The sequence below is a fragment of the Ornithinibacillus massiliensis genome (genome assembly GCF_018310345.1).
Taxonomy (GTDB): domain Bacteria; phylum Bacillota; class Bacilli; order Bacillales; family Amphibacillaceae; genus Ornithinibacillus; species Ornithinibacillus massiliensis.
On record NZ_JAGXBY010000001.1, the window covers coordinates 858209 to 871854 of the forward strand.

Sequence of the window (13646 nt, forward strand, 5' to 3'; positions counted from 1 at the left end):
CCTGTACTTACACAGATTGGAGACAGTAATCCTGTCCCCAATCACTTAATCTTACGCCATAGTGTACTTCTACTTATACCTAATCTATTTGCTGCTTTCGTTTGGTTGTAATTTTCTTCTATTAGGACCTGTTCAATGATTTCCTTATTTAGTTGATCTAATGTTTTATTAGTATGGATTAGTGGATTCGTAGATTCTGGAGTTGTAATAGTAATGCTGTTTAAAACGATTTTAACTGTATCTTCATCCACATAAAAATCATTCGTTAAAACAAATAATTCTTCAACTGCCCTTTTTAATTGGTCTAAATTATAAGTCCAGTGAAAGTTCTGTAATCGATTAAGTGCCTCAGGCTTTAGTCCTAATATCTGATTGCTGTATTTGGGCGCCATTTCACTTAAGAATAGACTGACAATGCTTGGAATATCTTCTTTTCGTTCATTTAAAGAAGGTAAAGTTAATGGAAATACAGCTAATTCATTTCTTAGGTAAAGCATAAATGGCCCTTGTTCCATGGCTTTCGAATAATTGCTATCACATGTGAAAACTAACCGGTTCCTTTTGTGCACAAATGAATTACTAAAATAGGACTCCAATAATAGCTGGTATTCATCGTTTAGAAGATGTAAGTTACGGATGTAAATTGTCATATCTTCTTCTAAAAAAGGTGAGTTGTCAGATTCGAAAAGCAACTCCCACTTTTTATCATTCATATACATGACATCAATGATTACCATTGGTTTATTGCGATAGCGGCTTCTTTGAAAAATTGCATGGGCTAACGTATCTTTTCCGGTTCCTTTTTCACCATACAGCAGTATCGGTGTGTCCGTTTCAGCCAGTGACCTTGCATTTTCAATGACATTGGTAAATAGTTTATTGGATGTCGTGAACGTATCTAGATCTACTTGTGGTGAATCGGTACTATTTTTATAGAGAATAGACTTATCCATCGGTTTCAAAGGTGAATGAAGCTTTTTCAAATAGTACGTAGGATAGGTTTTACCCACTATGGAAAGCTTCTTTCTAGTAATATGATAAGAATCTTGTTGGATTGACTTCACTATAACAAGGTCGTCCTCATCTTCTATGTTACTGCACGCTGAAGCGCATTCCTTTACTAGAATAGAGGAAATCTCATCGTTTTCTTTCATGCTTGAATAAATAACCTCTTTCCCCTCATTAAAGACTAAAACGCTTTCATTTGAATGGCGTATGATATTCTCTGTTATAATCGTTTTCTCCTTGGTTGCTGATAAATAATGATTGACCGAAATAATATCGGAAAATGCATTCATCACCGTTTCTCTACCAGATGTAACAAGGATAGAATGCAGTCCCATTTTCTTAGCGTGTCTAACAGTGATAACATCGCCTACTATCAAGCTAACTCCATTTGCTTTTAAATGAGCGATGGCTTTTTCTATTTCGGCGATAGAGTGCAACGTTTGAATTTCAAGATCGTCGTTATTAAGTTGTCCAATTATATTTGCGGTATCTGTTATACTCTTAAATCCTACTATTCCAAACCTACCAGAATAGTTCTGTGCAAGTTTAATCGCTCGCATCATATCAATAATAGATAGCTTCATGTCGATAACCGGTAAGTCCGTTATCTTTTGAATTAATTCTGCCGTCCCAGCCCTGGAAAGAATAAAATCATAATCCAGATCTGCTTTCGATTGTACAAGCTTTACACCATTCAACATATCCCCAACAAATGTGTGAACCTCTAACTCATTCATTTCACCTGCCACTTTATCAATGAGATCCTTTAAGCCTTGATAAGGGGCTATGGCGAGAACCTTTATCTTTTTCAAATGCAACACCTCTAGTTCCATAATCATACTCACATTCTATCATATTTTAATTTTCAAACAAGAGAACGTTTTAAAATGATACTAAGAACAGTTTGCTAATAATTAGAAAAATGTAAAACGTTTCAAAATGAAACGAATATGAATATTTTAATAGTTGAAAGCGCTTCAGGATGTGTTAATATGAAAAGTAAGTTTTCTAATAACAACTTGGGGGGAGCAATTTGAAAGCAGCAGTAGTAGTAGAACCAACAAAAATTGAAATACAGGATATAGAGGTTCCAAAGATTAAAGCGAACGAAGTACTTATCAAAGTGAAAACGGTAGGTGTCTGTGGTTCGGATTTACATCTATTTAAAGGGACCCATGCATTCCGTAAGCCACCTGCAATACTAGGACATGAAATCGCGGGTGAAGTGGTTGAAGTTGGACCAGATGTAACCAAATTTCGTATCGGTGATCGTGTAACAGTAGAGCCGCATATTGGTTGTGGTGAGTGTGAGTTTTGTGAAAAGGATTTATTAAATCTATGTACCGGTAAAAAGGCACCTGGTGTCCCAGGATGGATTGGAACATTCTCTGAATACTTTAACGCACCTGAGGATATTGTCTATAAAATAGCAGATGATATTAGCTATGAGATTGGTACATTAGTAGAACCACTAGCGGTAGGTATTCATGCGATTGAACGAATTACCGTACCAGAGAAAGATACGATTGCTATTTTAGGTTCTGGAACAATCGGATTGTTAACATTAGTAGCGGCTAGAGAAGCAGGCTATAAAAATATCATTTGTACCGATACACAGCCTTTTAACTTGGAAATGGCTAAAAAGCAAGGAGCCATACTAGCATTAAATCCAATCGAAGATGATGTTGAGGCTAAAATTAAAGAATTTACTAATGGTAGAGGTGTTGATGTGGCAATTGTAGCTGCTGATGCTCCAGGTATCATAGATCAAGCATCGTCTATCGTAAGAAAACGTGGAGAAGTAGGAATTGTTGCAATGATTACGAAGCAAATACCAGTGGATACGTATAGCTTTGTATTCAATGAAATATCCTTATTTGGCGCAATGACGTATGAAACAAAGGATTTTGAAAAAGCTAATCAGTTAGTTAATGAGGGACTAGATTTAAGCGATTTCATTACACAACGTGTCCCATTAGAGGAATCACAAAAAGCGCTAGATATACTTAACGAAAAGAAAGAAAATGTCGTTAAAGTAATTGTAGAAGTAGATAAATAGAAAAGGGGAATGGAAAAAATGAAAAGAACTTCAACGAAATTAATTGCACTACTTATCATCATAGGCTTTGTAATGGCAGGGTGTTCAGATGATTCATCTTCTAAAGGAGGAGATGCGGTAACACTTAAATTAGGACATATTCAATCAGAGAATGATCTTTGGCATGATGGAGCAGTGAAATTTAAAGAAGAAGTAGAACGACTTTCAGAAGGTAATATGAAAGTTGAAATCTATCCAAACTCTACACTTGGTGGAGATAGAGATATGGCAGAAGGTATGCAAATTGGTACGGTTGACTTTGCTTTAGTTGCAGGGGTTTTAGGAAATTTTGAAGACTCTATTCAATTGTTAGAACTTCCGTATTTATTTAGTAGTCAAGAAGAATATAACAAAGTAATTCATGGTGAAGTAGGACAAGAAATTGCTAATCGTGTCTTAGAAGCATCTGATATTAGAATCTTAAATTGGTGGGATCGCGGACCAAGACATATTACGGCGAACAAACCAATCGAAACAGTAGCCGATATTAAAGGCTTGAAAATGAGAATACCGGAAATCAAAGCGATGGAACATACATGGCAAGCAATGGGAGCTTCCCCAACAACAATGGCATGGAATGAAGTGTACACTGGTTTAGAGCAAAATGTTATCGAAGCACAAGAAAATCCTATTCCATTTATTTTTGGTGGACGTATCCATGAGGTACAAGATTATTTATCTCTAACAGCACATAAGTACGAGTATGTGACACTAGCAATGAGTGATATGACTTGGTCTAAGCTATCAGCTGAACAACAAGAAATTATACAAGAAGCAGCAGATATCGCGACAGAATATGAGAATCAACTTGTAAGTGAACAAACAGATGAAATTCTTGAAACAATGAAAAGTGAAGGGCTAGAAGTAATAGAGCCTGATGTAGAAGCGTTCGCTGAGGAAGCTAGAAAATCTCACAGCGAATTTGCAGAGACAATTGATATCGATCTTTATAACCGAATTGTAGAAGCACTTAAATAGAAAAAAGAAGTAGGAGTGAAGAGTTTTCTTTGCTCCTCCTTTATTACAGATGAGAGGTGTTAACAGTGCAAAAGCTGGATAAGATTCTGGTGAAGACATTGTATTATGTTTGTGGATTCCTGATGTTTTTAATGGTATCCGTTGTTACTGCGCAAGTAATATCTAGGTATCTATTTAATAGCCCGTTGACATGGACTGAGGAATTAGCCCGTTATACATTTGTTTGGGTTTCATTTTTAGGGATGGCTGTTGCGATAAAATATGGATCCCATATTGCATTAGATATGTTAGTTCGAAAATTAACTGGTGTTAGTCGTAAAACGCTCATGGTGTTTAATAATATGCTAGTTTTAATTTTCTCAGGAATATTAACTTATAGTGGATTTGAATTTGTTAAATTAGGAGCTAGACAATCCAGTCCATCTTTATCATTACCGATGGAGCTCGTTTACATTGTTATTCCGATTTCAGGAATACTATTAATCTATTTTGTTTTAAGTGAAACCATACAAATCATTAGAAAGGCAGGGGATGAGCAATAATGGGTGCTATTTTATTTGGAACGTTTGTAGTACTTCTTGTGTTAGGCGTACCAATTGGTTTTGTTCTAGCACTTTCCTCAATCGGAGCGATGCTGGCTAGTGATTATCCAATTGTTGTCTTAAGTCAACGATTATTTACAGCACTTGATTCATTCCCTTTTATGGCCATTCCTTTATTCATGCTAGCTGGGTCAATTATGGGGCATGGTGGAATTACTAGAAGAATCATCGATTTTGCATTATCGATTGTTGGGAATATTAAAGGTGCTTTAGGGCATGTTGTTGCCACAAGTGGAATTATGATGGGTGGTATTTCAGGCTCTGGTGTAGCAGATACAGCTGCTTTAGGTTCTGTTATGGTGCCAGAAATGAAAAAAAGAAAGTATGATGCCGGATTCTCTGCTGCTTTAGTAGCCGCATCAGGAAGTATTGGGCTAATCATACCACCAAGTATAGCGTTAATTATCTATGGTGTAACAACACAATCCTCGATTGGAGACTTATTCGTAGCTGGTATTATTCCCGGTGTGTTAATTGGATTGGGATTCTTTGTGTATTCTTATTTTGTAGCGAAGCGAAAGAATTACCCGAAAGAAGGGAAAGTTAGCTTAAAAGGTGTATGGACTAGCTTTAAGCGAGCTGCTTTCGCGTTAGCGATGCCTGTTATTATTATTGTAGGTATTAGAGGTGGCGCATTCACAGCTACAGAAGGTGGAGCAATCATTGCTGTTTACGCCTTTATCATTAGTGCATTTGTTTATAAAGAAATTAAATTAAAGGACTTACCGAAGATATTTTTTGATGCAGCATTAAGTACAGCTATTATTTCTACTATTATTGCTGCTACGTCACTATTTGGATGGTTATTATCAAGTGAACAAATTCCACAACAAATAACCTCTACATTATTGAGTATTACAGATAATCCAATTTTATTATTACTAATTATCAACTTAATCTTATTAGTAGTAGGGATGTTCTTAGATAGTGGCCCGGCCATTATGTTATTAGCACCGATTTTAGCCCCTGTAGCAGGAAGTTTAGGTGTAGATCCTGTACAGTTCGGTTTAGTCATGGTTATTAACTTGACGATTGGTTTATTAACTCCACCTGTAGGAACTTCTATGTATGTGGCAAGTAATATTTCAGGAGTCCCTATTATGGAATTATCGAAAAAGCTATTACCGTTTTGGGTAATTATGATCGCTGTTTTAATGCTCGTGACATTTGTTCCTGAAATAACAACTATTTTCACAAAATAAGTATTGGCATAGGTAAATAAATAGGTTAAGAAAGGAATTTAGATATGGGGAAGATTATTTTAGGTATCGTAGCAGATGATTTTTCAGGTGGGAGCGACGCGGCTTCCTTCCTGGCTAAACAAGGTATCAAAACGTATCTATACAATGGGATACCGGCAGAAGATTATCAGGTAGATGAGGAAAATATCGCCGTTGTCATTGCCTTGAAAACAAGAACAGAAGAGAAAGCAAAAGCTGTATCAGAATCATTAGAGGCTTTCCAGTGGTTGAAGAATCATGGCGCAACACAATTATATAGTAAGTATTGTTCTACATTCGATTCTACTGAAGAGGGCAATATTGGTCCTATCATTGATGGGGTATTAGAAAAGTACGATATTCATTATACAGTTCTTGTCCCAGCTCTTCCGGTTAATGGAAGAATCGTGAAGGATGGGCAATTGATTGTGAATGGTGTGCCTCTAAATGAGACGCACATGAGACACCATCCGTTAACACCAATGTGGGATGCTAACATAGCGAATTTAATGGAGCCACAAGGGAAATATCCAAGTCTTAAGATTAACCATGAACAATTAGAATTACCTAATGAAGAAATTTTATCCTTAATTGAGGATTTTGGGAAAGATAAAGAACATTTTTATGTGATTCCTGATTATGTGGAGGAAAAACACGCACAAAAAATAGTAGAGTTGTTTGGTGATTTACCGTTATTAACCGGTGGATCAGGTCTAATGACGGAACTTGGTCGTAAATACCTTCATGAGAATTCTCAGGTGGAATTTCAAAGAAGCTCCACTAATGGAAAGGCGATTATTCTAGCGGGAAGTTGTTCGGTAGCAACCCTACAACAAATAGAAGAATTTAAGAAATTAAACAAGCCTTCATTTAGAATTGACCCATTCCAATTGGCTGATGGGACACAAACAAAAGAAATGTTATGGGAACAAATTCAAGCTTCAGAAGAAGATGAAATCTTAGTTTATAGCTCTGATAAGCCTGAGAATGTGAAAGAGGCTCAGAAGGCTGGAAGAGAAAAAGTATCAGAACTATTGGAGCAAACAACAGCATTTCTTGCGAAGAATGCAGTTAGCAATGGCTACAATCGTATTATTGTAGCAGGTGGTGAAACTTCTGGGGCGGTAACAAAAACACTAGGATACAATTCCTATTTAGTGGGCGATAGCATCGATCCAGGTGTTCCAATCATGGTACCAACCCAAAATAAAGACATACGTCTAGTGTTGAAATCAGGGAACTTTGGAGATAAGGATTTCTTTATCAAAGCTGCCAACATGACAAAGGGTGATTCCATTGACTAGCCTAGAGAAAAAAATATCAGATGCTATATGGATTGGGAAGGCTTTATTTGATAGAGATAAGGCTACAGGCTCCTCTGCCAACATGAGCTTTATCCACGAAGGTAACATTTATATTACTGGTAGCGGAACTTGCTTCGGAAATTTAACGAAAGAAGATTTTTCCGTAACGAGTCGTGATGGGGAACATCTTACGGGGATTAAACCAAGTAAGGAGCTTCCTCTTCACAAAACGTTATATGATAAGGATGATTCCATACAAGCTGTTATCCACACACATAGCTTTTATTCAACGTTATGGTCATGCTTAAAGCATGAGAATGAAAGGGACATCATCCCATCCTATACCCCGTATTTAAAAATGAAAATTGGAACGATTGGTCTAGTACCATATGGTAAGCCAGGCTCAGAAACCTTATTTCAATATTTCAAGGACAGACTTCATGATAGCGATGGATACATCCTGCAAAATCATGGACCAGTAGTAGGCGATAAGGATTTATTATCTGCCTTCTACGCACTAGAAGAGTTAGAGGAAAGTGCAAGAATAGCCTGGGAGCTACGTAATGACCAAAAAAGAGCTAACTTGATAACGTGATGGGTAGTAATTAGGGATTGGAAGAGTGCTGCAAAAGCAGAAAAGAGGGGCTTGGAAACGGGAGAGGGTGTAGTAAATCCTGAAGAGGGTGCTGCAAATCCTGAAAGAAGACGCTCAAATCCTCAAGAAGGTGCTCCAAATCCTGAAAAACCCCCTCCAAATCCTGAAGAATATGTCAACTAGATAAAACCGAACGGATTCTCTGAATCGTAGTTCGGTTTTTTTCTATAGAATGGTATCTGTCATGATCGCAATATGCGCTGGAATATTAGTAAACATGTCCATCTGTTCAGTAATAAAAATCCGACTTGTCTAATATAGTACAGATATAGCTTGGACAATAGGAGGATTTAAAAAAATGCATAAGCTATTTCCAGGGTTAGGACCGTTAGCATCCTATCGACTTTCCTATTTAACAGATGATATTACGGCGGGGATTATTGTTACATTTTTATTACTTCCTCAAAGCATGGCATATGCACTTGTTGCTGGGGTTCCTATTGCGATGGGATTAATTGCGGCCACGATTCCGTTGTTCGTTTATGGACTTTTTGGCGGGTCGAGATATCTGTCCGTAGGTCCAGTATCTGTTATATCACTTTTATCATTAACAGGCTTATCCAGTATGGCTCAACCAAGTTCGAAAGAGTATATCATGCTAATTATTATGTTAGCCTTCTTAGTTGGGGCTATCCAACTTGTCATGGGGCTAGTGAGGGTTGGATCCATTCTAAAATATATTTCAACTTCCGTCATCTATGGTTTCACTTCTGCACTTGCCATAATCATTATGCTTAATCAACTCCCTTCGATTATAGGGGTAGATTTGCCGAGCTACCAAGGATTCTTCTCCTATTTGAATCAGGTATTTACTCATCTTCCTATGATGAACATATTAACCTTGGCAATTGGACTAGGAAGTATTTTCATTCTCATACTTTTTCAGAAAAAGTTCCATGTAAAGATTGGCCCGTTAGTAGTGATTATCCTTTCGGTGTTAGTAGTCGATTTTTTTCATTTAAATAAAGAAGGGATTGAAATAGTTGGCTCGATTCCGCGGGATATAATCGGAGTAGGTTTACAAATGCCAACTGTCGATATCATCCTGTCACTTTTACCCATCGCCATAACCATTAGTTTTATTTCCTTTTTTGAATCGTTTTCCGTAGCGAAGACATTGGCAGATAAGGATCGTGAATCGTTAAATCCGAATCAAGAGTTAATTGGTATAGGATTTGCCAATATGGCAAGCTCATTCGCAGGCTCCATTCCGGTTGCAGGTGCCGTATCGCGAGCAGCAGTAAGCTATGAGTCCGGTGCAAAAAGTAACCTATCTATCATCATTACAGCGTTATTTATGTTACTAGCAATCTTTTATATCACGCCATTTTTATACTTCTTACCGAAAGCTACATTAGGGGCAATCATTATTATTGCGGTAAAGAATTTAATCAACTTTACACCGTTAAACTTGAAGCGTAATAGCCTGCAGGCACTACCGTTTATCGTTACATTTGCCACTACATTATTTATCGATGTGTTTTTGGGGATTGTATTTGGGATTATAGTGTCTTTGGGATTAACACTATTAACAAACCAAAAATAAGAGATAAGTGGACGTTATCTTTTCTGAATTAGTATCAACTCATAACAATTCATACTAAAGTTATATTCCATATTTTCAGAATATTAGTTATAATGGGAGGTGGAAAAAAACATTGAATACGAGGAGGCAATGAAGATGGATGTAAGTGGAATTTTACAGGTAGTGGAAAATAGTAAACTTGTCTACCCGGATGAAGAAAAAACACGTGCTACATCAATTGGATCTACAGAAGCATTCCAAAAACTATTAGCCCAATCTCAAGCTGATCCGGCAAGCTTCTGGGAAAGTGTAGCCAAGGAGCTGGAATGGTATGAGCCATGGGAAACTACGATGTCTGGAAGCCTTCCTGATTTTCACTTTTTTGAAGGGGGAATTAGCAACCCTAGCATCAATCTACTAGACCGGCACATTGCAAAGGGAGCGGGTAATCGTACCGCACTGATTTGGGAAGGAGAAAATGGCGATACGAAGTTTTTTACGTATAATATGTTACTAGCAGAAGTGAATCGTTTTTCCAATGCATTACGTTCTCTAGGTGTGAAAAAGGGGGATGGCATCGCGATTTACCTTCCGAATTTAGCAGAGGCGTTCATCGCAGTGCTTGCTTGTTTCCGTATTGGTGCGGTTTATAACGCGATTTTCTCAGGGTACTCCGAAAAGTCGTTGAAAGATCGTTTGACCGCCTTTGAACCAAAAGTAATGGTAACAGCAGATGCTACCCAGCGTCGTGGTAATACGATTTACTTAAAGGAAAAAGTCGACCATGTTGTTCCGGAGATTCCTTCTGTTGAGGCGGTCATTGTGGTCAATCGATTTGGAACAACGGTTAACATGGAACCAGGCCGCGATTATTGGTGGGAGGATTTACGAGCAAAAATGAGTAAGGACTGTGAGCCAGAAAGAATCGAGGCGAATGAGCCAGGGATTGTATTTTATACAAGCGGGACAACCGGTAAGCCAAAAGGGGTAGTTCATTCTGGAATGTCGTTTGTAGTCCAAAATTATATTTATGCCAAATATCATATGGATCATAAAGATGACGATGTGTTCTGGTGCTCTGCGGATATCGGATGGTTAACGATGCATATATGGGGAATTGTAGGTTCCTTAGCAAATGGTGTCACAACAGTAGTTTATGAAGGGGCACCAGATTATCCGACCAAGGACCGCTTTTATCAAATTATAGAAAAATATCGTGTGAACAAGCTTTTCACCGCACCAACCGCATTGCGGATGTTAAAAAGCTTAGGAGATGAGGTTCTAAATCAATACGACCTAAGTGACCTTGATGTGATTTCCTTAGTTGGTGAGCCGTTTGATGCGGAGACATGGCGTTGGACTTATGAAACCCTTGGGAAGAAGAACATTGCCGTAAATAATACATGGGGACAAACGGAAACAGCAGGCTGCCCGATAGCAGGAGCTGCCTGGCTAACACCGATGAAGCCTGGATCAGCGGGAATTCAATTCCTAGGTGCGGATGTCGCGGTTGTTGATTATGACGGAAAACCAGTGGAACCGAATACGTTAGGGAACCTTGTTATCCGAAAGCCATTCCCAATGCTCTGCCGTACGTTATGGAAGGAACCCGAACGCTATTACAATGCCTATTTCAGCCAAGTAGAGGGCTGCTATTTTGCCTCTGACTTAGCATTAATCGATGAAGACGGCTACATATGGGTCGTTGGCCGTTCTGATGATGCATTCAATGTTGCCGGACACCGATTAAGTACAATGGAAATGGAAAGTGCCGTTCTAGAGGTAGATGGGGTGTCAGAGGTTGCTGTCATTGGAGTACCCGATACCATCAAAGGAGAAGTACCAGTAGTGTTTGTTCGACTTGCAGAAGGATATATAGAATCTGATGAACTATTAAGCAACATAACTGCCAGTATCGTGGATCAAATTGGGGCAATTGCAAGACCAAAGGAAATTATCGTTTCAAAGAGCCTACCAAAAACAGTAAGTGGAAAAATTATGCGTAGGCTATTGAAGGAAATTGTAGTAAAAGGTAACGTCACGGGAGATATTACAGGGCTTGAGGACCCAAGTACCGTTGCACACATTCAAGAGACCATTAATAGTCGAACAAAAATATAAGGGCTTTAATAAGCGGGACAGTAGGTTGCTGTTCCGTTTTTTGTTGGGATGTGGGGGAGGGAGTGGGTTCTCAAGGATGTTTAGAAGTCGCGCGTGAAGAAGGGGCGCGCGGGAATAATGGGGAATCGCGAGAGGATGAGCAAAAGGCGCGCGGAGAGTTCTGGGGTCTTGCGGGGATGGCTAATATCGCGGGGAGAATCTGAAAATCGCGCGAGAAGTTCCGGGATGAGTGGGTATCGCGCGAGAAAACCCAAAAATTGCGCGAAAACGCTCCAAAGTCGCGCGAAAACCTCAATGTTTCGCGCGAAGAATACTGAAACCGCGCGAGAAGTTCTGATATTCGCGCGACAAACAATCTGTCGCGCGATTTACAATGAAGCCCGCGCGAAATTTATTATTAGTTGCGCGAGTTTACGTCCATTCCGCGCGAAACACATCATGGGATTAGATTTACATTGGTTGCGAAATGTAATTTTATCAAATGTTAAATTTATATATAATAGGTAAACTAAAATTATCTTCTATTATAGGCAATCAAAAATATTAACTATTAATTTCAATGCGACTTTACTAATTTATCAATATGACAAGGAACCACACCTTAACTATAATCATTATAAAAATGATGGGGTGTTAAGGGCATGGTTATATTAAATAGAAAAGTTCCTATTACATTAAAGAAATTACAAGCACTTATTCCGCGACTAAGACTAGACTTCCCTAGGATTTATGAAATCAAACAAGATGAAAGAAATAGAAGAAAGGGATATGAAGGAGAAAAACATATTGATTACTATATTGAGCTATTAGCGGATAAATTTACTATTCTTCATGATGTTTGCTTGGAAGTGAATAAGAGAATTTTTCAAATGGATTCTATCATAATTTCGAAAAAAGCGATTTATATTATAGAGATGAAGGATTATAGTAATAAAATTACTTTCGATACTAATCTAAACCAGTGTATTCGTAGTGATGGTGATATTGAGATGGGGTATCGTCATCCTATTGCACAGGCTGAAAATCAGAAGTTATTATTGGAAACTTGGCTAGAGCAAAACCTTTCCCGTCACATACCAGTACGTTATTTCGTGGTTTTTAGTGACCCAAATACAATTATTGATGTTATAGGAGATCAGGCGGCAATTGCAGAAATTGTACTCCACGCTAATCACCTTCCAAATAAAGTACTTAATATAGATAATGAAATAAATACTACTATGAAACAGAAAAGTCATCTAATTGGTAAGAGGATATTAAAAGAGAATAAAGACTTCGAAATTGATATATTGCAGGAATACCAAATAAGTCGTAATGATTTTCTTTCTGGAGTTCAGTGCCCAAAATGTCAAACACTAGGGATGAAGAGAGGGCATGGCAAGTGGATTTGTATGCGATGTAAGTCTGTGTCCAAACAGGCACACCTCAAAGCATTGTCTGATTATCTTATCTTAATAAATCCTTATATAAGTAACAAAGAGTGTATGAAATTATTAAATGTATCGAGTAAGGATGTTACTACACGCTTATTAAAATCTAGTAACCTTATGTATGATCCACTTCATAGGAGATGGAGAAGGTAGTATATGATCAAAAATTAACTTTCTTAAAGACAAACTTGATTTTATTTTGTTTTATTTATTTTATTATTTTACTTCTGAACTTATTACTTTATAAGGTTAAGTGAAGGGAGTGCTTGAATTGAAATATGTATTTTAGGTATTGCAATTGATCGTGATATAAGGTATATTATTAATCTATCATATTATTTACCATAGATTTTTAAAAAAGTATTTGACTTTATGATTAATAGTATGATATATTATTTCTTGTCGCTAAATTAAGCGGCAAAAGCAAATAAAAACTTTTAAAAAAACTATTGACATTGATTGAGCAATAGTGGTATGATATAAAAGTTGTCGTTGAAATAACGATAAACGATTTGCTCCTTGAAAACTGAACAAAACAACCAGTATGTCAAGAAAAAACATACCCTGTTTTTTCTATGTAAAGAATTACAGAAGCTAGCAGCTTCTTTGCTAAGAATTACCTATGATTGATTGGTGTCAATCGTAGACAAACTTTTTTGGAGAGTTTGATCTTGGCTCAGGACGAACGCTGGCGGCGTGCCTAAT

The 13646-nt window shown here is 37.6% G+C and carries 10 protein-coding genes; 9 read left to right on the forward strand and 1 reads right to left on the reverse strand.

What is annotated here, in order from left to right:
* Window positions 1-41 precede the first annotated feature (41 nt).
* A complete protein-coding gene (locus tag KGF86_RS04010) occupies window positions 42-1820 on the reverse strand; it encodes a sigma-54-dependent Fis family transcriptional regulator (RefSeq protein ID WP_186868444.1) in 1779 nt (592 codons plus the stop codon).
* 221 nt (window positions 1821-2041) lie between these two features.
* Here KGF86_RS04010 and KGF86_RS04015 point away from each other — a divergent pair, with 221 nt between their 5' ends.
* From KGF86_RS04015 to KGF86_RS04055, 9 genes are all read left to right on the forward strand, one after another.
* Entirely contained in the window at window positions 2042-3067 is a 1026-nt protein-coding gene (locus tag KGF86_RS04015; protein ID WP_186868445.1) for a zinc-dependent alcohol dehydrogenase, read from the forward strand.
* Between the two features lie 18 nt (window positions 3068-3085).
* Window positions 3086-4084, forward strand: a complete 999-nt coding sequence (locus KGF86_RS04020; protein ID WP_211741181.1) for a TRAP transporter substrate-binding protein — start codon at window positions 3086-3088, stop codon at window positions 4082-4084.
* Between the two features lie 65 nt (window positions 4085-4149).
* A complete protein-coding gene (locus KGF86_RS04025; protein ID WP_211741182.1) occupies window positions 4150-4626 on the forward strand; it encodes a TRAP transporter small permease in 477 nt (158 codons plus the stop codon).
* Window positions 4626-5888 carry a TRAP transporter large permease gene (locus KGF86_RS04030; protein WP_211741183.1) on the forward strand — a complete coding sequence of 421 codons (1263 nt, stop codon included), beginning with the start codon at window positions 4626-4628 and terminating at the stop codon, window positions 5886-5888. Before KGF86_RS04025 ends, KGF86_RS04030 begins: the two co-directional genes overlap by 1 nt.
* Window positions 5889-5932: 44 nt before the next feature.
* Window positions 5933-7210: a 3-oxo-tetronate kinase gene (otnK, locus tag KGF86_RS04035; protein ID WP_186868448.1), complete on the forward strand. Its 1278-nt coding sequence runs from the start codon at window positions 5933-5935 to the stop codon at window positions 7208-7210.
* Window positions 7203-7805 (forward strand): class II aldolase/adducin family protein, encoded by a 603-nt coding sequence (locus tag KGF86_RS04040; RefSeq protein WP_211741184.1) that lies wholly within the window; start codon window positions 7203-7205, stop codon window positions 7803-7805. The genes otnK and KGF86_RS04040 overlap by 8 nt, the downstream gene beginning before the upstream one ends.
* A 358-nt stretch (window positions 7806-8163) precedes the next feature.
* Window positions 8164-9411 (forward strand): SulP family inorganic anion transporter, encoded by a 1248-nt coding sequence (locus KGF86_RS04045; RefSeq protein WP_211741185.1) that lies wholly within the window; start codon window positions 8164-8166, stop codon window positions 9409-9411.
* 135 nt (window positions 9412-9546) lie between these two features.
* A complete protein-coding gene (locus KGF86_RS04050) occupies window positions 9547-11511 on the forward strand; it encodes an acetate--CoA ligase (protein WP_186868450.1) in 1965 nt (654 codons plus the stop codon).
* Between the two features lie 641 nt (window positions 11512-12152).
* Entirely contained in the window at window positions 12153-13094 is a 942-nt protein-coding gene (locus tag KGF86_RS04055; RefSeq protein WP_211741186.1) for a nuclease-related domain-containing protein, read from the forward strand.
* Window positions 13095-13646 lie beyond the last annotated feature (552 nt).